This is a genomic window from Enterobacter cloacae complex sp. 2022EL-00981, from assembly GCF_028737495.1.
Classification (GTDB): Bacteria; Pseudomonadota; Gammaproteobacteria; order Enterobacterales; family Enterobacteriaceae; genus Enterobacter; species Enterobacter cloacae.
The window spans coordinates 1-21,732 of record NZ_JAQZRK010000020.1 but is presented as its reverse complement, the minus strand read 5'-3'; the positions used below and the strand labels follow the sequence as shown (position 1 = coordinate 21,732).

Annotated in this window: 16 protein-coding genes; 10 read left to right on the top strand and 6 right to left on the bottom strand. The window is 60.6% G+C overall.

Annotated features, from left to right (window positions below):
- Positions 1-84: 84 nt before the first annotated feature.
- Complete coding sequence (locus tag PUZ33_RS16705) at positions 85-2,325, bottom strand: TonB-dependent siderophore receptor (RefSeq protein WP_058681118.1); 2,241 nt, start codon at positions 2,323-2,325, stop codon at positions 85-87.
- A gap of 16 nt (positions 2,326-2,341) precedes the next feature.
- Here PUZ33_RS16705 and fes point away from each other — a divergent pair, with 16 nt between their 5' ends.
- The 3 genes from fes to entF are packed head-to-tail and all read left to right on the top strand — an operon-like array spanning position 2,342 to position 7,747.
- Positions 2,342-3,670, top strand: coding sequence for an enterochelin esterase (gene fes, locus PUZ33_RS16700; RefSeq protein WP_333053817.1), 1,329 nt, complete (start codon positions 2,342-2,344; stop codon positions 3,668-3,670).
- Positions 3,671-3,680: 10 nt separating this feature from the next.
- On the top strand, positions 3,681-3,893 hold the full coding sequence (locus PUZ33_RS16695; protein ID WP_013097641.1) for an MbtH family protein: 213 nt from the start codon (positions 3,681-3,683) through the stop codon (positions 3,891-3,893).
- Positions 3,890-7,747 (top strand): enterobactin non-ribosomal peptide synthetase EntF, encoded by a 3,858-nt coding sequence (gene entF / locus PUZ33_RS16690; protein WP_058681116.1) that lies wholly within the window; start codon positions 3,890-3,892, stop codon positions 7,745-7,747. The genes PUZ33_RS16695 and entF overlap by 4 nt, the downstream gene beginning before the upstream one ends.
- A gap of 86 nt (positions 7,748-7,833) precedes the next feature.
- Here the strand turns inward: entF and fepC are convergent, their stop codons facing one another.
- From fepC to fepD, 3 genes are read right to left on the bottom strand one after another with little or no spacing between them, the layout of a single operon-like run.
- Complete coding sequence (gene fepC, locus PUZ33_RS16685) at positions 7,834-8,634, bottom strand: iron-enterobactin ABC transporter ATP-binding protein (RefSeq protein WP_058681115.1); 801 nt, start codon at positions 8,632-8,634, stop codon at positions 7,834-7,836.
- A complete protein-coding gene (gene fepG, locus PUZ33_RS16680; protein WP_038418881.1) occupies positions 8,631-9,623 on the bottom strand; it encodes an iron-enterobactin ABC transporter permease in 993 nt (330 codons plus the stop codon). Before fepG ends, fepC begins: the two co-directional genes overlap by 4 nt.
- Complete coding sequence (gene fepD, locus PUZ33_RS16675) at positions 9,620-10,627, bottom strand: Fe(3+)-siderophore ABC transporter permease (protein ID WP_038981024.1); 1,008 nt, start codon at positions 10,625-10,627, stop codon at positions 9,620-9,622. The genes fepG and fepD overlap by 4 nt, the downstream gene beginning before the upstream one ends.
- Before the next feature lie 108 nt (positions 10,628-10,735).
- Between fepD and entS the strand changes: the two genes are divergently transcribed.
- Complete coding sequence (entS, locus tag PUZ33_RS16670; RefSeq protein WP_038981022.1) at positions 10,736-11,983, top strand: enterobactin transporter EntS; 1,248 nt, start codon at positions 10,736-10,738, stop codon at positions 11,981-11,983.
- A gap of 46 nt (positions 11,984-12,029) precedes the next feature.
- Here entS and fepB read toward each other — a convergent pair whose 3' ends face one another.
- On the bottom strand, positions 12,030-12,989 hold the full coding sequence (gene fepB / locus PUZ33_RS16665) for a Fe2+-enterobactin ABC transporter substrate-binding protein (protein ID WP_058681114.1): 960 nt from the start codon (positions 12,987-12,989) through the stop codon (positions 12,030-12,032).
- A 188-nt stretch (positions 12,990-13,177) separates the two neighbouring features.
- Here fepB and entC point away from each other — a divergent pair, with 188 nt between their 5' ends.
- Genes entC through entH form a run of 5 tightly spaced genes read left to right on the top strand, consistent with a single transcriptional unit; the run spans position 13,178 to position 18,003 of the window.
- Positions 13,178-14,353 carry an isochorismate synthase EntC gene (gene entC, locus PUZ33_RS16660; RefSeq protein ID WP_058681113.1) on the top strand — a complete coding sequence of 392 codons (1,176 nt, stop codon included), beginning with the start codon at positions 13,178-13,180 and terminating at the stop codon, positions 14,351-14,353.
- Positions 14,354-14,362: 9 nt separating this feature from the next.
- Entirely contained in the window at positions 14,363-15,973 is a 1,611-nt protein-coding gene (entE, locus tag PUZ33_RS16655; protein WP_058681112.1) for a (2,3-dihydroxybenzoyl)adenylate synthase EntE, read from the top strand.
- A gap of 10 nt (positions 15,974-15,983) precedes the next feature.
- Positions 15,984-16,838, top strand: a complete 855-nt coding sequence (locus PUZ33_RS16650) for an isochorismatase (RefSeq protein WP_058681111.1) — start codon at positions 15,984-15,986, stop codon at positions 16,836-16,838.
- On the top strand, positions 16,838-17,590 hold the full coding sequence (entA, locus tag PUZ33_RS16645; RefSeq protein ID WP_058681110.1) for a 2,3-dihydro-2,3-dihydroxybenzoate dehydrogenase EntA: 753 nt from the start codon (positions 16,838-16,840) through the stop codon (positions 17,588-17,590). The genes PUZ33_RS16650 and entA overlap by 1 nt, the downstream gene beginning before the upstream one ends.
- On the top strand, positions 17,590-18,003 hold the full coding sequence (gene entH / locus PUZ33_RS16640; RefSeq protein WP_020684615.1) for a proofreading thioesterase EntH: 414 nt from the start codon (positions 17,590-17,592) through the stop codon (positions 18,001-18,003). The genes entA and entH overlap by 1 nt, the downstream gene beginning before the upstream one ends.
- 67 nt (positions 18,004-18,070) lie before the next feature.
- Here entH and PUZ33_RS16635 read toward each other — a convergent pair whose 3' ends face one another.
- The gene (locus tag PUZ33_RS16635; RefSeq protein WP_058681194.1) at positions 18,071-19,183 is read right to left on the bottom strand and encodes a M20 family metallopeptidase; all 1,113 of its coding nucleotides are present in this window, start codon (positions 19,181-19,183) and stop codon (positions 18,071-18,073) included.
- Between the two features lie 292 nt (positions 19,184-19,475).
- On the opposite strand from PUZ33_RS16635, the gene cstA reads away from it, so the two are divergent.
- Positions 19,476-21,581 (top strand): pyruvate/proton symporter CstA, encoded by a 2,106-nt coding sequence (gene cstA, locus PUZ33_RS16630; protein ID WP_058681109.1) that lies wholly within the window; start codon positions 19,476-19,478, stop codon positions 21,579-21,581.
- Positions 21,582-21,732 lie beyond the last annotated feature (151 nt).

Below are 21,732 nucleotides of genomic sequence, written 5' to 3'. Positions count from 1 at the left end.
TTTTCCCTTCAGTCAGTATTGTGCGGCATGTTGCCCTCACCCCGGCCCTCTCCCACAGGGAGAGGGGGGAAGTCACTGCCTGTATCAGAATCGGGTATTCACGCTCATATACCACGTGCGGCCTGGCTCATTATAGGTATAAGCCCCCGCGCCGTACATATAGGCACCCGTCGAGGTATTCCCGGTGGTCTGGGCATTACCCGCACGCCACTGACGTTTGTCGAAGACGTTATCCACGCCGCCGGTCAGGCTGACGTTTTTAGTCACGTCCCACGTCGCGCTCAGGCCAAGGATGCTATACGGGCTGACCTCGTCTTTCTCTGACCCGGTCACCGGCTGACCTTTGTAATTGTACTTCTTCGGCTGCTGCTTGCCGTACCAGGTGAAGGTCGACTGGAGCGACACATCCTGATGCACCTGCCAGCTCAGGGTAGAGTTCAGCGTGTACTCCGGGATGATCGACAGACGGTCGCCGGTCTCCTTGTTCTTGCTCTGCAGCATGTAGGTGATGTTGTTGGTCCAGTTGATGGTGTCGCTGACCGGCACGTTCAGGGAACCTTCCAGACCTTCAACCACCGCTTTCGGCACGTTCTCCCACTGGTAGATATCGGTGGTGACTTTGCTGGTGGAGGTTTGGCCAATCGGCGTATAACCCGCTTCAATCTTGTTGCGATAGTCGTTACGGAACCAGGTCACGCCCGCCAGCCAGCCGTCGCGTTTCCACTCCAGACCAATCTCTTTGTTGATGCTGGTTTCGGCTTTCAGATCGTCGTTACCCATCATATAGCAGCCCACGCCGTCAGAGCTGGCATAGCAACCCTGGCCCTTGCTGTATAAAAGGTAGTTCGGGTTGGTCTGGTACAGACTCGGCGCTTTATAGGCGCGCGCGATGCCCATCTTCAGGGTGAAATCATCCCCCAGACCCTGCGACAGGTTCAGGGACGGGCTCCAGTTGTTACCCACGATGGTGTGGTGATCGAAGCGCAGCGCCGGGGTCAGCATGGTGCTGTCGGTCAGCTCCATATTGTTTTCCGCAAACAGGGAGAAAATCTCTGCGGAGGTATACGGGCTGCGATCGTTACTCATCCCCGGGACGGTCCCGCCCTGCAGGGTTTGCGAGAAGGAGGTGGAATCCTTCATTCGCTGCTGGTTCCACTCGGTGCCCAGCGTCAGGTTCTGGTTGACGATGAAATCAATCGGCAGGTTGATCTCGCTGTGCAGCATGACGTCGGCCAGGTCGGTGTCAGTGAATTTATCGCTGTTGAACAGCCCTTCGGTTCCTCCGGCAAGCCCTTCACCCAGACGTGAGTTGCGGGTGTGTTCGTACTGCGCCCAGTTGCTGGTGGTGATGCCGTTATCCCAGCCGCCGTTCCAGGTCACGGCGAAGTTCTGGCGATAGATGCGGTTGGTCTCTTTGCCGTAGTTCTTCTTCACCAGCGCATTGTCGTTGTTGGTGTTCTGGGTATCACCGGCGTAGAGGTTGTTCTGGCGGCTGTAGCCCGCTTCAAACTCCAGAGACTGCATCGGTGCGAAATCCCAGCGGACTACCCCGTTGATGTCTTTGTTCTCAACCCCTTCGCGGCCAGCTGGCAGGGTGTTGGCATAGGCGCCGGTACGCTCGGACTGATGGCCCTGGTTGATGTCCCATGCATCGGCCTGGGTTTTGTCGAGGTTACCGTACATGCGGAAGCTGAAGTCGCCGCCCAGCGGGCCGCTCAGGCTGAAGTTGGTGCGTTTTGTGGAACCTTCATCCTTGTGTTCAGGCGCGTTCAGATAGGTGTTCCAGGAGCCGTGCCACTGGTCGTCGAATTTTTTGGTGATGATGTTCACCACGCCACCTGCCGCACCGTTGCCGTAACGCGCGGCGGCCGGGCCACGGATCACTTCAATACGCTCGATCATCTCAGGCGGCACCCAGCCGGTATCACCGCGGGTGTCGCGCTCGCCACGCCAGCCCAGACGAATCGAATTGCGGCTGGTGACCGGCTTGCCGTCGATCAGGATCAGGGTGTTTTCCGGGCCCATACCGCGGATATCAATCTGGCGGTTGTTACCGCGCTGGCCGCTGGTGGAGTTACCGGTCAGGTTAACGCCCGGCATGGTGCGGATGATTTCAGACACGTCACGCGCGGGCGGATTTTTACGGATCTCATCGGCGGTAATGGTGGAAACCCCCGGCGCCTGCAAATTCTGCTCGGCGGCGGTGATCACCATGGTGTCTTCATGCTGCGCGGAGGCGGTATTGTCGTCTGCCATGGCAGGCAGCGCGACGCCATAAATCCCTAAATTGACCAGCAAGGCCAGAGAGTGAATCTTCTTATTCATTGGATGTCCCGCTTTTATGGTTTCTTATGAACGCGCTTCCCACAGCGCGGGCATTACGCTATTGCAAATGCAAATAGTTATCAATAATATTATCAATAAAATTTGTCCTGAAACAAAAAAGACTGTTAAACATGAGGTTAGAAGGGTGACGGTGTTAACAACGGGAAGTGAAGCCTGGTGGCAGTCGAAAAACGGCCCGGAATGGGTGCGTGAACAGGGGAAATATCGGGTCACCTTCTGGTGGCGCGATCCGGCGGGAACGCAACACACCTCGGCGGTGAAACGTGTCTGGCTGTATATCACCGGCGTAACCGATCACCATAAAAATGCCCGCCCACAATCCCTCGAACGCATCCCGGATACCGACGTCTGGCAATGGCAGGGCGAGTTCAGCCCCCAGTGGCGCGGCAGCTACTGCTTTATCCCCTCAGAGAATACAGACGATTTTGCGCCCGATGTGTTTCACGGTGAGCAGCCGGATCGCCTGGCGCTGCGCGAAGGCTGGCGCAAGCTGCTGCCGCAGGCAATGTCCGACCCGCTTAATGCCCAGAGCTGGCGAGGCGGGCGAGGGCATGATGTCTCTGCGCTGGAGATGCCCGACGCTCCGGTGCAGCCCGGCTGGGATCGCCCCAATACGCCATACCGGCAGCCGGTCTGCATTGACTGGCAGAGCAAGCGGCTGGGCAACCGTCGTCGCGTCTGGATATTTACCACCGGCGATGACGATCCGGAACGCCCGCTGGCGGTGCTGCTCGACGGCCAGTTCTGGGCCGAGAGCATGCCCGTCTGGCCAGCGCTGACGGCGCTTACCGACGGACGCAAACTGCCGCCTGCCGTCTACGTTTTAATCGATGTGATAGATATGGCGCATCGCAATAACGAATTGCCCTGTAACCCCGATTTCTGGCTGGCGGTGCAGGAAGAACTTCTCCCTCTTGTAAAACAACGCACGCCATTCAGCGACCGCGCAGACCGTACGGTGGTCGCAGGCCAGAGCTTCGGCGGTCTCTCCTCGCTTTATGCCGCACTTAACTGGCCGCAGCGTTTTGGCTGCGTGCTGAGCCAGTCCGGCTCTTACTGGTGGCCGCATCGCGGCGGGCAGCAGGAAGGGCTGCTTATCGCCCAACTGAAAGCGGGTGAGAAAACCGCACGCGGCCTGCGCATCGTCCTTGAGGCCGGGCGCAACGAGCCGCTGATTTACCGCGCGAATCAGGCCATTTACGACGAACTGCACACACAGCAGCAGGTTTACTGGCGTCAGGTTGACGGCGGACACGACGCGCTTTGCTGGCGCGGTGGGCTGACGCAGGGGCTGATGACCCTCTGGCAGCCGCTTATTCACTAACGGAGTCTGTATGGAATTCAGCAATCCTTTCGATAATCCGCAGGGGCAGTTTGCTATTTTGCGTAACGATCAGGGGCAGTACAGCCTGTGGCCGCAGCAGTGCGAATTGCCCGCAGGCTGGCGCGTGGTATGCGAAGCGCAATCGCAGGACGCATGCCAGCAGTGGCTGGCCGAACACTGGCAGACGCTCAGCCCCTCTAATTATGCGGGGGAGCATGCATGAACCGTCTGCCGCTTGTTGCCGCCCAGCCGGGCATCTGGATGGCGGAGCAGCTTTCCAGCCTGCCGAACGCCTGGAGCGTGGCACACTACACCGAACTGAAAGGCGATATTGACGCACCGCTGCTGGCAAAAGCCATTGCCGAAGGCATGATGCAGGCCGACACTCTTCGCATGCGCTTCACCGAGGATAACGGTGAGGTGTGGCAGTGGGTGGATGCATCAATGACGCTGCCTGAACCGGAAATCGTGAATGCCGGTTCCCATGACGCCGCCGTGGCGCTGATGGACGCCGATCTTAACCAGAACCTTCGTGTCGACAGCGGTCAGCCCCTGGCGTTTCACCTGCTGATTCAGATCGGTCCGCAACACTGGTACTGGTATCAGCGCTATCACCATTTAGTGGTCGATGGCTTCAGCTTCCCGGCGATTACCCGCCAGATCGCCGCGATTTATGCCGCGTGGAAGAGGGGCGAGTCCACGCCTGACTCCCCGTTTACGCCGTTCGCCGGGGTGGTGGAGGAGTATCAGCGCTACCGCGACAGCGAGGCGTATCAGCGCGACGGTGCCTTCTGGGCTGAGCAGCGCAAACAGCTTCCTTCTCCGGTCTCGCTTTCCTCTGCGCCGCTGCCGGGGCGTGCCGCCACCACCGACATCCTGCGCCTGAAAATCGCCGCCGATGGCCGCGCCTTCAGCCAGCTTGCGCAGGCCGCAGGACAGGTACAGCGCACCGATCTGGCGCTTGCGCTGGTGGCGCTGTGGCTGGGCCGTCTCACCGGACGGCTGGACTACGCCGCCGGGTTTATCTTTATGCGCCGCATGGGCTCCGCTGCGCTGACCGCGACCGGCCCGGTGCTCAACGTGCTGCCGCTGGCGGTGAACATTCATCCGCAGGAGAGCCTGCCGGAACTGGCGCAGCGCCTGGCAAACCAGCTGAAAAAAATGCGTCGCCACCAGCGCTACGACGCCGAGCAGATCGTGCGCGACAGCGGGCGTGCCGCGGGTGATGAAGCCCTGTTCGGCCCGGTGCTCAACGTCAAGGTATTCGATTATCAGCTGGACATCGACGGCGTGGAGGCCACCACCCATACGCTGGCCACCGGCCCGGTTAACGATCTGGAGCTGGCATTGTTCCCGGACGAGCAGGGTGGGTTGAGCATTGAGATCCTCGCCAATAAACAGCGCTACGATGAAACCACGCTGGCCCGTCACGTGGCGCGCCTGAATGCGATGTTGACCCAATTTGCCGCTAACCCGGACCTGCGCTGTGGCGAGGTTGAAACGGTCTCAGAGCAGGAATACCAGCAGCTTGCACGCATCAACGACACCGGGCTGGCGCTACCGTCCACCACGCTTGCGGAACTGGTGGCGGAACAGACGAGCAAAACGCCGGACGCGCCCGCACTGGCGGATGCGCACATCGAGCTCAGCTATCGCCAGATGCGCGAGCAGGTGGTGGCACTGGCGCATCTGTTGCGTGAGCGCGGCGTGAAACCGGGCGACAGCGTGGCGGTGGCGCTGCCGCGCTCGGTATTCCTGACGTTAGCGCTGCATGGCATTGTGGAAGCGGGGGCCGCGTGGTTGCCGCTGGATACCGGCTACCCGGACGATCGTCTGCGGATGATGCTGGAGGACGCGAAGCCGTCGCTGCTTATCACCACCGACGAACAGCGCCCGCGCTTTAGCGATCTGTCCGTCGGGACGTTTAGTTACAACACACTATTACCGGCTGCGGATGCTGAACCGCTGCGGCTGGCGAAGCCGGAGCAGACGGCGTACATCATCTTTACGTCGGGCTCGACAGGGCGTCCGAAGGGGGTAATGGTCGGGCATACCGCCATCGTTAACCGTCTGAAATGGATGCAGGATCACTACACGCTGACGGCGTGTGACGTGGTGGCACAGAAAACGCCGTGCAGCTTTGACGTGTCGGTCTGGGAGTTCTGGTGGCCGTTTATCGCCGGGGCGAAGCTGGTGATGGCCGAGCCGGACGCGCACCGTGATCCTCAGGCCATGCAGCACTTCTTTGCGCACTATGGCGTCACCACCACCCACTTTGTGCCGTCGATGCTGGCGGCGTTTGTCGCCTCGCTGACGCCGGAAAACGCCGAATGCTGTAAAAGCCTCAGGCAGGTATTCTGCAGCGGGGAAGCACTGCCGACGGAACTTTGTCGCGAATGGGAGCGCCTCACCCACGTGCCGCTGCATAACCTCTACGGCCCGACGGAAGCGGCGGTGGACGTTAGCTGGTATCCGGCATTTGGACCAGAGCTGGCGGCAGTTGCAGGTAACAGCGTGCCGATCGGTTTCCCGGTATGGAACACCGGGTTGCGGATCCTGGATGCGATGATGCGCCCGGTACCGTTTGGCGTGGCGGGCGATCTCTATCTCACCGGCATTCAGCTGGCGCAGGGGTATCTGGGGCGTCCGGATCTCACCGCCAGCCGCTTTATTGCCGATCCGTTCGCGCCGGGCGAGCGGATGTACCGTACCGGTGACGTCGCCCGCTGGCTGGACAACGGCGCGGTGGAGTATTTAGGCCGCAGCGACGACCAGCTGAAAATTCGCGGCCAGCGCATCGAGCTTGGCGAAATCGACCGGGCGATGCTGTCGCTGCCCGACGTGGCTCAGGCGGTGGCGCACGCCTGCGTGTTCAACCAGGCGGCGGCCACGGGCGGCGATGCCCGTCAGCTGGTGGGATATGTGGTTTCTGAATCCGGTTTACCGCTGGATCGCGACGCGCTGCTTGCCTCACTCAGATCGCAGTTGCCGCCGCATATGGTGCCAGTGGTGATGCTGCAAATCAGCGCGCTGCCGTTAAGCGCAAACGGCAAACTGGATCGCAAGGCGCTGCCGCTGCCGGAGCTGACCAGCAAAACCAGCGGACGCGCACCGGAAAGTGCAACCGAAATTGCCGTCTCGCAGGCGTTTGCGTCTTTGCTGGGCTGCGCGGTAAACGACATCGAAGCCGACTTCTTTGCCCTCGGCGGCCACTCGCTGCTGGCGATGCGCCTGGCCGCACAGCTCAGCCGTACGTTCGCCCGCAAGGTGACGCCGGGGCAGATAATGGTCGCCTCTACGGTCAGCAGGCTGAGTGCTCTGCTGGATTCGCCGATAAGCGACGAGCAGGCGCAGCGTCTGGGTTATGAAACCTTACTGCCGCTGCGCGAAAGCGACGGCCCGACGCTGTTCTGCTTCCATCCGGCTTCCGGTTTTGCCTGGCAGTTCAGCGTGCTGGCGCGCTACCTTAGCTCGCGCTGGTCCATTACCGGAATTCAGTCGCCGCGCCCGGAGGGGCCGATGCAGCAGTGTGCGGATCTGGATGGGGTGATTGAACATCATCTGACTACGTTACGTGGCCGGCAGCCCTACGGGCCGTATTACCTGTTCGGCTACTCGCTTGGCGGTACGCTGGCGCAGGGGATTGCTGCGCGTCTGCGTGAACAGGGCGAAACCGTCGCCTTCCTGGGTCTGCTGGATACCTGGCCACCGGAAACCCAGAACTGGTCAGAAAAAGAGGCCAACGGACTCGACCCGGCGGTGCTGGCCGAAATTGAGCGCGAGCGTCAGGCGTTTATCGCCGCCCAGCAGGGGCAGGGCTCCAGCGCGCTATTCAACGCCATTGAAGGTAACTACGCCGACGCGGTGCGGCTGCTCACCACGGCGCACAGCTCGCGGTTTGACGGGAAAGCAACGCTGTTTGTTGCCGAGCGCACGCGAACGATGGATCCGCTGGTGGCGTGGTCGCCGTGGGTAAATGAACTGGAGGTATACAGCCAGGATTGCGCCCACGTGGACATCATTTCGCCGCAGGCGTTTGAGAAGATTGGGCCGGTGTTGCAGAAGATGTTGGGGTAGTGATTTCCCCTCACCCTAACCCTCTCCCACGGGGAGAGGGGATGGTTTGCTCCCTCTCCCTGTGGGAGAGGGCCGGGGTGAGGGCATCAGCGCGCACGCTTTCCAAGCGGCACCACCAGCGGCGTGCCCGCCACCGGGTCGTCAATAATCATGCAGCGCATGCCGTAGATCCGCTCAATAAGCGCTGGCGTCACAATCTCCTTCGGCGCGCCCTGCGCCACAATTTCGCCGTCGCGCAGTGCAATTAAATGCGTGGCATAGCGGCAGGCCTGATTCAAATCATGCAGCACCGCCGCCAGGGTGTAACCCTGCGTGCGGTTGAGCTCGCTCAGCAACTCGAGCAGATCGATCTGATGGCTGATATCAAGCCAGGTCGTCGGTTCATCCAGCAGCATAATGGAGGTCTCCTGCGCCAGCACCATCGCGATCCACGCCCGTTGACGCTGGCCGCCGGAAAGGGTGTCCACGCTCTGCCGGGCGAGGTCCGTAATGCCCGTTGCCTGCATCGCGCGGTTAACCGCGTCTTCATCTTCCTTGCGCCAGCGGGTAAACAGCGGCTGGTGCGGATAGCGTCCGCGTGAGACCAGCTCCTGCACCGTGATGTCTCCCGGCGTGGTGGCGTTTTGCGCCAGCAGCCCGATGCGCCTGGCCACCTCTTTACTGGCAAAGCGCTGGATCTGCTCGCCGTCGAGGAATACGTGGCCTTCAACCGGTGTCATCAGGCGGCTGAGGGTGCGCAGCAGGGTCGACTTGCCGCAGCCGTTCGGGCCGATAATCGCCGTGAAATGGCCGTCAGGAATGTTGACGGTTAAGTCATGGGCAACGATTTTTTTGCCGTAACCGAGAGTAAGGCTTTCGCCGCGCAAGCGGGGGGTTGAATCGGTCATTTCTTGCGTGACTCCTGAACGAGCAAGACGATGAGGTAAATCCCGCCAAGGCTGACGGTGACAACGCCCACCGGAAGTTGATAAGGCATAAACAGCCGCTGGGCGCAGAGATCGGCGGCCAACAGTAACATTGAGCCGCACAGCGCCGCCTGGGTTAAGCCCCAGCGGGCCGTACCGCTAAGACGACGCGCAATGTGCGGGGCGACAAGGGCGATAAAGGAGATGGGGCCGGCAATCGCGGTGGAGGCCGCGGTGAGCAACACGGCGACCAGCATCAGCATCAGACGCGAACGCTCAACGCCGACCCCCAGCGCACAGGCGCTGTCGTCACCCATTTCCAGCAGCCGCATGCGCCGCACCAGCAGCAGCGCGGCGATAAACATCAGCAGAATCAATGGCGCGGCAGGCCAGACTTTGCCCCAGGTCAGGCCGTTGAGGGAACCGGCATACCACAGCCCGGCCGACAGCGCTGTTTCCAGCGAAGCCTGCAGCAGCAGCCAGGTATTGAACGCCATCAGCATGGCACGCACGCCGATACCGATAATGATCAGGCGGAAAGTGTCGATACCGTTGCGCCAGGCAAGCAGCCAGATCACCAGCGCGGTCAGTATCCCGCCGGTCATCGCCGTCACGGTGATGGCCGTCAGATGCTGACCAAACAGCACCATCGCGACCAGCACGCCGCTCCAGGCGCCGGTGTTGAGACCCATTACATCCGGGCTGCCGAGCGGATTGCGCATCAGCGACTGGAAAATCGCGCCGCTGACGCCAAGCGCGGCACCCACCAGCATCGCCATTGCCACGCGCGGCAGTCGCCACTCCGTCACCACCATCGTGACAGCGCGCGGGGCACTGCCGGTGAGCGCGTTAAACACCTGGGCCAGATCGAGCGTCACCGCGCCGCTGCACAGGCTTGCGATCGCCAGCATCAGAATGGCGATAACCAGCAGCGAAACGCTGACGATCAAACGACGAGAGGGGGCCATCATGCACCACCTCCGCGTTTACGTCGTACCAGGAAGATCAGGACCGGCGCGCCGATAAAGGCGCTTACCACCGAAACGCGCAGTTCGCCGGGAACCAGAAGACGCCCGACAACATCAGCGAACAAGAGCAGGGCCGGGGTGGCCAGCAGCGTCACCGGCAGCGACCAGCGGTGATCGGCCCCCACCAGCCAGCGCGACAGATGCGGCATCATCAGCCCGATAAAGGCAATCGGGCCGACCACTGCCGTCGCACTGCCGCACAGCACGGTGATGACCACTAATCCCGTCAACTGGGTTCGCGCCACGCGGTTACCGAGCGCGGTGGCGGTGTCGCTGCCAAGGCTCAGGCTGTTTAGCGCCCGGCTTAAACCGAGTGCCACGGCGGCGGCAATCATCACCGGGATGACCACCACCTTAAGCGTCTCCAGCGTGCGGATATCCAGCGAACCGGCCTGCCAGAAGCGGAGCTGGTCGTAAACGTCCGGGTTAAGCAGGGCGATGCCGTTAGATAACCCTTCCAGCACGGCGGCAAGCGCCACGCCCGCCAGCGTCAGACGTACCGGGCTAAGCTGCCCGCCGCCCTGGCTGCCGGTGAAGGCGACAATCAGCGAGGCCGCCAGCGCGCCGCAAAAGGCCATTACCAGTTGTTCTGAGGGAGAGGTAAACCCGAACAGCGCCGCGCCAAGCACAATGGCAAAGCTGGCACCGCTATTCACGCCAAGAATGCCGGGGTCAGCCAGCGGGTTGCGGGTGAGGGTTTGCATAAGTGCCCCCGCAAGCCCCAGTGCGCCACCGGCAAGTAATCCGGCCAGGGTACGGGGCAGGCGGGCATCCAGCACGATGGTGCAGTCGGCGCTCTGACAGGTACCAAAGAGCGCATCAACAATCACGGAGGCGGGCAGCGGTTTCGCACCAACCAGCAGACTGAGCGCCATCGCAAGGATTAACAGCAGCAATAATACGGGCACGGCAACGGCGCGCACCGCAGAAGAAGAGGAAAACGACATAGCAACATCCATGATTTGATAATGATAGTGATTATCGTTATCTATCTTATTTGGCTATGTTAGCATGTGCGCCCATGGAATGGGTAGAAATAGACTCAAGGTCTTGTCATGAATCAAAAATCCTGGCTGATTAACCTCAGCCTGCTGAAGACGCATCCGGCGTATCGCGCCGTGTTTATCGCGCGTTTTATCTCCATTTTGTCCCTCGGCCTGCTCGGCGTTGCCGTCCCGGTACAGATCCAGACGTTGACGCACTCCAGCTGGCTGGTCGGGCTGTCGGTCACCTTAACCGGCGGGGCGATGTTTATCGGTCTGATGATCGGCGGCGTGCTGGCCGACAGGTACGAACGCAAGAAGCTGATCCTGCTGGCACGCGGCACCTGCGGGGTGGGGTTTGTCGGATTGTGCCTGAACGCAATGCTGCCAGAACCCTCCTTACTCGCCATTTACGCCCTCGGGCTGTGGGATGGTTTCTTTGCTTCGTTAGGCGTGACGGCGCTGCTGGCCGCCACGCCCGCGCTGGTAGGGCGTGAGAATCTGATGCAGGCGGGGGCAATTACCATGCTTACCGTCCGTCTTGGCTCGGTGATATCGCCGATGGTGGGCGGCCTGCTGCTGGCCACCGGTAACGTGGCGTGGAACTACGGCCTCGCGGCTGCGGGGACGTTTATTACCACCTTAACCTTGCTGCGTCTGCCGCTTCTGCCACCGCCACCGCAGCCGCGTGAGCATCCGCTGAAATCGCTGATGGCGGCGATCCGGTTTCTGTTCAGCAACCCGCTGATTGGTGGTATTGCGCTGCTCGGTGGTCTGCTGACGATGGCGAGCGCCGTACGCGTGCTGTACCCGGCGCTGGCGGGGGTGTGGCAGATGAGCGCCTCAGAGATTGGCGTGCTGTACGCCGCCATTCCGCTCGGCGCGGCGTGTGGTGCGCTAACCAGCGGCAGGCTGGCGCAGAGCGCGCGTCCAGGGTTGATTATGCTGTTGACGACACTGGCGTCGTTTATCGCGATGGGGTTCTTCAGCCTGATGCCGGTCTGGGCGCTGGGTGTGCTGTGTCTGGTGCTCTTCGGCTGGCTGAGCGCCATCAGTTCTCTGTTGCAGTACACCCTGATCCAGACCCAGACGCCGGAGGGGATGCTCGGGCGCATCAACGGCCTGTGGACCGCGCAAAACGTGACGGGCGATGCCATTGGCGCGGCGATCCTCGGTGGGCTGGGGGCCGTCATGACACCGGTGGCTTCGGCGAGCACCAGCGGGTTTGCGTTAGCCGTTGTAGGTGGGATCCTGTTAATGGTATTAGCAGAATTGCGCCGGTTCCGGCAGGAGGTTGTATTGAACGACGGTGCGGCCTGATGCCCTCACCCCGCCCCTCTCCCACGGGGAGAGGGAGGGAAAATGCCTACTTAAACAATGCATTTAATCTCTCTAACACCAGCATCGCGCTGTAATAATCCAGGCGGAACGTCTCCGTTCCCAGTGCCCACACGCGTTTATTCTTCACCGCAGGCAGGTGAGCCAGCAGCGGGTTGGCGTAAATCGCTTCAACGTCTTTTTGATCGCCGGCAAACAGGAACAGGCCTTCACCGTTCAGCCCGGTAGCCAGATTTTCACCGCCTAACTGGATGATGTCGTGACGTTTGCCCTGACTTTTTGATGTGTGCAGCCCGGCAGGCAGTTCGGCCAGGGTAAAGCCTAACTGGTGCAACAGCTGGCCCTGGGCAGACTCCGCGGTCCACAGGTTAGCGCTGTGCGCGGCAGCGGTGTAAACAATGGCGTTCACCGGCTGCGGCGGCAGCGTCATCTGCTGTTTCACCTGCGCGAGTTGTTTATCGAATGCTGTAATGCGTTCGGCGGCCTGTTTTTCCTGTCCGGTTATCGTGCCTAACTGCTTCAGCAGTTCCTGCCAGCTTTTGTCGTCGTAGTTGATGATGAGCGTCGGCGCGATGGCGGAGAGCTGATCGTACAACGCCAGGGCCGAATCTCCGCCGGTCGCGCTAATCAGAATCAGATCCGGCATCTGCGCCGCCACCGCTTCCGCGCTCGGCTCGCCAATGTACAGGCGCGCCACGTTGCGCTGTTTCGCAATATCACCCCACTGACGTAAAAAGCCCTGCGCATCCGCCACGCGGTTATTGGGCGTAGTCGCCCCGCTGGCCACTACCGGAGCGTCAATCGCCAGCAAAGAGCCGGTCAGGGTCACGCTGGTGGAGACAATGCGCGTGGGTTTGCTCTCCAGGGTATGCGCGCCGCGGCTGTCGGTTACCTGACGCGGCCAGTCGGCGGCGATGGCTGAGGTTAGTCCTAAAACAAAACATCCCGTTAAAAGAAGGGCATTACGGCAAACGGCGGGGAATTTCACAACGCGGCATCCTGTTCTCTTTGAAGTTAATGCTTCTCATTTTCATGATTGCAGCGAGGGGATGCAAGCGATACTCGCACAAGATGTTCGCTCTGCGGTTGACACCGGCGCGATGTGGGATTAGGTTAGCCAACGAAAATATAAATGATAATCATTATTGCTTCTTTTATCATTTTATGGAGGATGATATGGATACGTCCCTGGCTGAGGAAGTTCAGCACACCGCGACCACGCTGCCATCAGACAGCTTTTTCTTTATGTCGCCTTACCGCAGTTTTACCACGTCAGGCTGTTTTTCCCGTTTCTCTGAACCCGCCGAGGGCGGTGATAACCCGTCGGGGGCCTTCCAGCAGAAACTGGCTCAGGCTTTCCGCCACGCGAAGGCCAGCGGCATTGCCCATCCCGTGATGGTGGGTGCCATCCCGTTCGATACCCGCAAGCCCTCATCCCTGTTTATTCCGCAGCACTGGCAGACCTTTTCGCGCCCGGCGCGTCAGCAGTCCGCGCGCTATTTTTCCGCTTCCCAGGCGTTGAGCGTGGAAACCCGCACTGAGATCCCGCCGCAGCCCGTGTTTGAAGAGATGGTGGCCCGTGCGGCAGCGCTCACCGCCACGCCACAGGTGAACAAAGTGGTGCTGTCGAGGCTGATTGATATTGCGACGGATAAAACGATTGATAGCGGCGCGCTGATGGAGCGACTGATCGCCCAGAATCCGGCCAGCTTCAACTTCCATGTGCCGCTGGAAGATGGCGGCGTGCTGCTGGGCGCGAGCCCGGAACTGCTGCTGCGTAAAGAGGGGACACACTTTAGCTCTCTGCCGCTGGCGGGCTCTGCGCGTCGTCAGCCGGATGACGTGCTGGATCGCGAGGCGGGTAATAAGCTGCTGGCCTCCGAGAAGGATCGCCACGAGCACGATCTGGTGACCCAGGCGATGAAAGCCATTCTGGCACCGCGCAGCCATCATCTCAGCATGCCAGCTTCCCCGCAGCTGATCACCACCCCAACGCTCTGGCATCTGGCGACGCCAGTGGAAGGGGAGGCCCGTGAAAATGAGAACGCCCTGACTCTGGCCTGTCTGCTGCACCCGACGCCTGCGCTGAGCGGTTTCCCGCATCAGGCGGCAAAAGAGCTGATTGCCGGGCTGGAGCCGTTCGACCGCGAACTGTTTGGCGGCATCGTTGGCTGGTGTGACAGCGAAGGCAACGGCGAGTGGGTGGTGACCATCCGCTGCGCGCGTCTGCTTAAAAATCGCGTTCGCCTGTTTGCCGGTGCGGGCATTGTGCCAGCCTCCTCCCCGGTGGGCGAGTGGCGCGAAACCGGGGTGAAGCTCTCTACCATGCTCAACGTTTTTGGTTTGCACTGAGGAATCATCATGACCATCCCCTTTACCCGTTGGCCTGAGGAGTTTGCCCGGCGCTACCGTGAAAAAGGCTACTGGCAGGATCTGCCGCTGACCCACATTCTGACCGACCACGCGGAGAAAGATACCGTCGCCATTATTGACGGTGAACGTCACCTGACCTGGCGCGCGTTCAACCAGGCGGTGAATAACCTGGCCTCCGTCCTGCAGGGGCAGGGCGTGCGTCGTGGCGAGACCGCGCTGGTTCAGCTCGGCAACGTGGCTGAGTTTTACATCACCTTTTTCGCGCTTCTGCAGGTGGGTGTGGCTCCGGTGAACGCGCTTTTCAGCCACCAACGTAACGAGCTGAACGCCTACGCCGCACAGATCAAACCCGCGCTGCTGATTGCCGACCGCGAGCACGCCCTGTTTGCAGGCGATGATTTCCTGAACCGTTTTGTGGATGAACATCGCTCAGTGCGTGTTGTCCTGCTGCGTGGCGATAACGGCGCACATGCCCTGGAGGCGGCCATCGCCCACCCGGCGGCCCATTTCATCCCCAACCCCACGCCCGCCGACGAAGTGGCGTTCTTCCAGCTTTCAGGCGGCAGTACCGGCACGCCAAAACTGATCCCGCGTACGCATAACGATTACGACTACAGCATCCGTCGCAGCAACGAAATTTGCGGCATTACCGCGGATACCCGCTATCTGAATGCGCTACCGGCGGCCCATAACTACGCCATGAGTTCCCCGGGTTCGTTAGGGGTATTCATGGCTGGTGGCTGCGTGGTGCTGGCGCACGATCCGAGCGCCACGATCTGCTTCCCGCTGATTGAACGCCATCAAATTAACGTCACCTCGCTGGTACCCCCGGCGGTCAGCCTGTGGTTGCAGGCGATTGCCGACGGCGCGGGCAATGCGCAGCTTAAATCGCTGAAGCTGCTGCAGGTGGGGGGCGCACGCCTCTCCGCCACGCTTGCCGCGCGTATTCCGGCGGAAATTGGCTGCCAGCTACAGCAGGTGTTCGGCATGGCGGAAGGGCTGGTGAATTACACCGCTCTCGATGATACCCCGGATCGCATCATCCACACCCAGGGCCGTCCGATGTGCCCGGATGACGAAGTGTGGGTGGCGGACGAGCACGGCAACCCGCTGCCACGTGGCGAAACAGGGCGTCTGATGACCCGCGGGCCGTACACCTTCCGCGGCTATTTCAACAGCCCGGAACACAACGCCAGCGCCTTTGATGCCAACGGGTTTTACTGCTCCGGCGATCTGATTGCCATCGACGAGCAGGGGTACATCACTGTGCAGGGGCGCGAGAAAGATCAGATCAACCGCGGCGGGGAGAAGATCGCCGCTGAAGAGATCGAAAACCTGCTGCTGCGCCATGAGGCGGTGATCCACGCCGCACTGGTGAGCATGGAGGACAGCCTGTTGGGCGAGAAAAGCTGCGCGTTTCTGGTGGTGAAACAGCCGCTGCGCGCGGTTGAGGTGCGTCGCTTCCTGCGCGAGCAGGGCGTTGCCGAATTCAAACTGCCGGATCGCGTGGAGAGCGTGGATGCGCTGCCGTTAACGCCGGTCGGCAAAGTCGATAAGAAACAGTTGCGCCTGTGGATCGCTGAACGCGCCCGGGCCTGAGGAACAGAGTATGGCTATTCCAAAATTAACCGCTTATGCGCTGCCAACTGCCGCAGAGTTGCCGACAAGCAAAGTGAACTGGGCGTTTGAGCCTGAACGTGCCGCGCTGCTGATCCACGATATGCAGGAGTATTTCCTGAACTTCTGGGGCGAAAACAGCGCGATGATGCAGCAGGTGGTGGCGAACATCGCCAGGCTGCGCGCGTACTGTAAAGCGCACAACATTCCGGTTTATTACACCGCCCAGCCGAAAGAGCAGAGCGACGAAGACCGCGCCCTGCTGAATGACATGTGGGGCCCGGGCCTGACCCGCTCCCCGGAGCAGCAGCGCATCGTCGCTGAACTGACCCCGGACGAAGCGGACACCGTGCTGGTGAAGTGGCGCTACAGCGCGTTTCATCGCTCGCCGCTGGAGCTGATGCTGAAAGAGACAGGCCGCAATCAGCTGCTGATCACCGGCGTGTATGCTCACATCGGCTGCATGACCACCGCCACCGATGCGTTTATGCGCGACATCAAACCCTTCTTTATTGCCGACGCGCTGGCAGATTTCACCCGCGAAGAGCATCTGATGTCGCTTAATTATGTGGCGGGGCGTTCCGGTCGCGTGGTAATGACCGATGACCTGTTGCCATCGATTCCGGCCTCAAAAGCGGCGCTGCGTGAGCTTATCCTGCCATTACTCGATGAAACCGACGAACCGATGGATGATGAAAACCTGATCGACTACGGCCTGGATTCGGTGCGCATGATGGCGCTCGCCGCACGCTGGCGTAAAGTCCACGGCGATATCGATTTCGTGATGCTGGCAAAAAATCCGACCCTCGACGCCTGGTGGGCGCTACTCTCCCGCGAGGTGCTGTAATGGTTTTTGATTTCACCGGCAAAACCGTCTGGGTGACAGGGGCGGGTAAAGGGATTGGTTATGCGACGGCGCTGGCCTTTGCCGACGCGGGCGCGAAGGTGACCGGATTCGATCTGGCCTTCCCGCAGGGGAATTATCCATTTGCTACCGAAACGCTGGACGTATCTGACGCGGCGCAGGTGAGCGATGTCTGCGGGCGCTTGCTCGCCGTAGAGGAACGTCTGGACATACTGGTCAACGCCGCCGGCATTCTGCGCATGGGCGCCACGGACCAGCTTTCGCAGGAGGACTGGCAGCAGACGTTTGCGGTCAACGTTGGCGGGGCGTTTAACCTCTTTCAACAGACGATGGGCCAGTTCCGTCGTCAGCAGAGCGGGGCGATTGTCACCGTGGCGTCCGACGCGGCCCACACGCCGCGCATCGGGATGAGTGCCTATGGCGCCTCGAAAGCGGCGCTGAAAAGCCTGGCCCTCACCGTCGGGCTGGAGCTGGCGGGCAGCGGCGTGCGCTGTAATCTGGTGTCGCCGGGGTCAACGGATACCGATATGCAGCGCACCCTGTGGACCTGCGATGATGCGGAGCAGCAGCGCATTCGCGGTTTTGGCGAGCAGTTTAAGCTGGGGATCCCGCTCGGGAAAATTGCCCGTCCGCAGGAGATTGCCTGCACGATCCTGTTCCTGGCCTCCGATGCTGCCAGCCATATCACCCTGCAGGATATCGTGGTGGACGGCGGCTCCACGCTGGGGGCGTAATGATCTGGAAACGCCATTTATCGTTAGATGCGCTGAACGCCACCAGCCAGAACACGCTGGTGGCGCATCTGGGCATCGTTTATACCCGCCTTGGCGACGATACGCTGGAAGCGGAAATGCCGGTGGATGCGCGCACCCATCAGCCGTTTGGCCTGCTGCACGGTGGCGCGTCGGCGGCGCTGGCGGAAACGCTGGGCTCGATGGCCGGTTTTCTGATGACCCGCGACGGGCAGAACGTGGTGGGAACGGAGCTGAATGCTACCCATCATCGTGCGGTAGCGCAGGGGACCGTGCGCGGCGTGTGTCAGCCGCTGCATCTGGGTCGATCCAGCCAGAGCTGGGAGATTGTGGTGTTCGACGAGCAGGGACGGCGGTGCTGTACCTGCCGGTTGAGTACGATGGTGCTGGGGTAATGTTGTGCGGGCTGTTGCCCTCACCCTAACCCTCTCCCACAGGGAGAGGGGGCGGTCTAGTACAAAATTAGAGCATTGAGACGACGCGTTTAAGTAACCGAATTCGCGGCGCAATGGACGCTTTGTCCAGCCACTCCGCCGGGCTGTGGAAGCCCGCGCCAATCGGCCCTAAGCCGTCAAGCGTGGGGATACCCAGCGCAGCGGTGTGGTTGGCATCGCTGCCGCCGCCGACCGCCTGCCAGGTAATGGCGATGCCTTCCGCTTTACCTGCCGCTTCAACCTGCTGCATCAGTGCCTGAGTCGCAACGCTTGCTGCCATCGCCGGTTTGTGATTGACCCGCGCCAGCGTCGTCGTCACGCCCTCTAAAAAGCCTTTTTCACATAAGGCTTCCAGCGCCTGATTCACCCGGTCGTACTCGTCGTTTTCCCAGAAGCGAACGTCGAGCTCGGCCACGGCGTGGTCCGCCACCACGTTTGCCGCGCTGCCGCCGCTAATCACCCCTACGTTGAGTGTGGTGCCGCGCGACCCGTCGCTCAGCGCATTCAGGGCAACGATGCTGTTTGCCAGCGCTGTGATTGCCGAACGGCCTTTTTCCGGGTCGTTACCCGCATGTGCCGCCACGCCCTTGAAGGTGAGGTGATAGCCCGCCATACCTTTACGCGCTTTCACCAGAGAGCCATCAGCACGGGCAGCTTCGCACACCAGCACGCAGCGGGAGCGTTGTGCCAGTGCACCGATCCATTCGTGGGAGTATACCGAGCCCGTTTCTTCGTCCGGATTCATCGCGACCGCGATTGCCAGGCGATCTTTATCCGCAGGATCTAGCTCGCGCATTGCCCACAGAATATTGAGCAGTCCGCTTTTCATATCAGACACGCCGGGGCCGTAGAGACGCGTATCGTCCTCGCTCAACGGGCGTTCGGCCACGGTGCCGGGGGCAAAAACGGTATCAAGATGGCCGACCAGCAGCACGTCGAACTGCTCTGCCTGCGGCTTGTTGCTGACGAAGAGGCCCGGGCCAACCTTCTCGCCCAGGTTTACCTGCCCGGTATGCCAGCCTTCGCGTTGCCAGAGAGATTCTAAAATGCCAGCCACGGCAGCAACGCCCGCGATGGTCTGGGTACCGCAGTCCACGTTCACCAGGCTTTTCAGCTCTTCAATGTAGCGATCCAGATTCATTTCCTTTTCCTTGTAAGCGGTAAGCGCGCGATCGCGCAGGGTCATTCTGGCGAGGTTGAGCGTAAAAAAAATGATACAAATCATCCCGTAAGGTTGAGCCAGGACGAAAAACGCAGAAGTGTGACCGATGACAGCGACGGGGTTGTTTCAGCCTGAAAGTGATCGACTTAACACTGTGGTGTAAATCTCTGGTTTGACCACGCATTATTGCGTTTCAAAGTTGTTAAATTTTACGCGTTGTTCTAGAAACAAAATGTAACATCTCACTGTTTCACAACAACGGATAACCACTATGAACAACTCAGGGAAATACCTTACATGGGCAGGGCTCTCCGTTGTGGGAGCCTTTGCTCTGGGCTATATCGCCCTTAACCGGGGGGAACAGATCAATGCGCTCTGGATTGTCGTTGCCTCCGTCTGCATTTATCTGATCGCATATCGTTTTTATGGCCGCTATATCGCCAAAACGGTGCTGGCGGTTGATGCCACGCGTATGACGCCCGCCGTTCGTCATAACGACGGGCTGGACTACGTTCCTACCGATAAGAAAGTGCTGTTCGGTCACCACTTTGCGGCGATTGCCGGAGCAGGCCCGCTGGTAGGGCCGGTGCTGGCGGCACAGATGGGCTATCTGCCGGGGATGATCTGGATCCTTGCCGGCGTGGTGCTGGCGGGGGCCGTACAGGACTTTATGGTGCTGTTCGTCTCCACCCGTCGCGACGGCCGTTCGCTTGGCGAGCTGGTGAAAGAGGAGATGGGCGCGACGGCCGGGGTGATTGCGCTGGTGGCGACCTTTATGATCATGGTGATCATCCTTGCGGTGCTGGCGATGATTGTGGTGAAAGCGCTGACCCACAGTCCGTGGGGGACTTACACCGTCGCGTTCACCATTCCGCTGGCCATTTTTATGGGGATCTACATTCGCTACCTGCGTCCGGGACGTATTGGTGAGGTGTCGGTGATTGGTCTGGTGCTGCTGGTGTTCGCCATTATCTCCGGCGGCTGGGTGGCAGAGAGCCCAACCTGGGCACCGTTCTTCGACTTTACCGGCGTACAGCTGACCTGGATGCTGGTGGGGTACGGGTTTGTGGCCGCGGTGCTGCCGGTGTGGCTGCTGCTGGCCCCGCGTGATTACCTTTCCACGTTCCTGAAAATTGGCACCATCGTCGGGCTGGCTATCGGTATTTTGATCATGCGCCCGACGCTGACCATGCCAGCGTTAACCAAATTCGTTGACGGTACGGGCCCGGTCTGGACCGGTAACCTGTTCCCGTTCCTGTTTATTACCATCGCCTGTGGTGCGGTGTCTGGCTTCCACGCGCTGATTGCCTCCGGGACCACGCCGAAGATGCTGGCGAATGAAAATCAGGCCTGCCTGATTGGCTACGGCGGCATGCTGATGGAGTCCTTCGTGGCGATCATGGCGCTGGTCTCTGCCTGCATTATCGACCCGGGCGTCTACTTCGCGATGAACAGCCCGATGGCGGTTCTGGCTCCGGCGGGCACCGCCGACGTGGTGGCATCCGCAGCACAGGTGGTAAGCGGCTGGGGCTTTGCCATTACCCCGGATACGTTATCGAGTATCGCCAGTGAAGTGGGCGAGCAGTCGATTATCTCCCGCGCGGGTGGCGCGCCTACGCTGGCGGTGGGCATGGCCTACATCCTTCACGGTGCGCTGGGCGGGCTGATGGATGTCTCGTTCTGGTATCACTTCGCCATTCTCTTTGAAGCGCTGTTTATTCTGACGGCGGTGGATGCGGGGACGCGTGCGGCGCGCTTTATGCTGCAGGATCTGCTGGGCGTGATCTCCCCGAACCTGAAGCGTACCGATTCGCTCCCGGCGAACCTGCTGGCAACGGCCTTGTGCGTGCTGGCGTGGGGGTACTTCCTGCATCAGGGGGTGGTGGATCCGCTGGGCGGTATTAACACGCTGTGGCCGCTGTTCGGTATCGCTAACCAGATGCTGGCAGGGATGGCGTTAATGCTATGTGCGGTGGTGCTGTTCAAGATGAAGCGCCAGCGTTATGCCTGGGTGGCGCTGCTGCCTACCGCCTGGCTGCTGATTTGTACCCTGACGGCGGGCTGGCAGAAAGCCTTCAGCCCGGACAATAAAGTGGGTTTCCTGGCGATTGCCAATAAGTTTCAGGCGATGATCGACAGCGGTAAAATCCCGGCGCAGTATACGGAATCACAGCTGTCGCAGCTGGTGTTTAACAACCGTCTGGATGCCGGGTTGACCATCTTCTTTATGGTGGTGGTCGTGGTGCTGGCGTTGTATTCTCTCAAAACCGCGCTGGCGGCGTTGAAAGTCGACAAGCCAACGGCAAAAGAGACGCCTTACGAGCCAATGCCTGAAAACCTGGAAGAGATTGTCACCCAGGCCAAAGGGGCACATTAACCTGTGTGCCGGGTGGCGCTAGCGCTTACCCGGCCTTGTATTATCCTCCCGTACAGAAAGAACCGGCCAGTTCTTTCTGTCAGGCAGTCCCCATGCCGTACCCGGCCTTAGGCCACGAGCCTGTATTGTAGATCCCTGCAGTGGACTGCCC

Coding starts and splice junctions, on each gene's coding strand:
- PUZ33_RS16705 (WP_058681118.1), bottom strand. CDS start 2,325: ATGAATAAGAAGATTCACTCTCTGGCCTTGCTGGTCAATTTAGGGATT.
- fepC (WP_058681115.1), bottom strand. CDS start 8,634: ATGACCGATTCAACCCCCCGCTTGCGCGGCGAAAGCCTTACTCTCGGT.
- entS (WP_038981022.1), top strand. CDS start 10,736: ATGAATCAAAAATCCTGGCTGATTAACCTCAGCCTGCTGAAGACGCAT.
- entH (WP_020684615.1), top strand. CDS start 17,590: ATGATCTGGAAACGCCATTTATCGTTAGATGCGCTGAACGCCACCAGC.
- entF (WP_058681116.1), top strand. CDS start 3,890: ATGAACCGTCTGCCGCTTGTTGCCGCCCAGCCGGGCATCTGGATGGCG.
- entC (WP_058681113.1), top strand. CDS start 13,178: ATGGATACGTCCCTGGCTGAGGAAGTTCAGCACACCGCGACCACGCTG.
- PUZ33_RS16695 (WP_013097641.1), top strand. CDS start 3,681: ATGGAATTCAGCAATCCTTTCGATAATCCGCAGGGGCAGTTTGCTATT.
- fes (WP_333053817.1), top strand. CDS start 2,342: ATGGTTTCTTATGAACGCGCTTCCCACAGCGCGGGCATTACGCTATTG.
- PUZ33_RS16650 (WP_058681111.1), top strand. CDS start 15,984: ATGGCTATTCCAAAATTAACCGCTTATGCGCTGCCAACTGCCGCAGAG.
- PUZ33_RS16635 (WP_058681194.1), bottom strand. CDS start 19,183: ATGAATCTGGATCGCTACATTGAAGAGCTGAAAAGCCTGGTGAACGTG.
- entE (WP_058681112.1), top strand. CDS start 14,363: ATGACCATCCCCTTTACCCGTTGGCCTGAGGAGTTTGCCCGGCGCTAC.
- fepG (WP_038418881.1), bottom strand. CDS start 9,623: ATGATGGCCCCCTCTCGTCGTTTGATCGTCAGCGTTTCGCTGCTGGTT.
- fepD (WP_038981024.1), bottom strand. CDS start 10,627: ATGTCGTTTTCCTCTTCTTCTGCGGTGCGCGCCGTTGCCGTGCCCGTA.
- cstA (WP_058681109.1), top strand. CDS start 19,476: ATGAACAACTCAGGGAAATACCTTACATGGGCAGGGCTCTCCGTTGTG.
- entA (WP_058681110.1), top strand. CDS start 16,838: ATGGTTTTTGATTTCACCGGCAAAACCGTCTGGGTGACAGGGGCGGGT.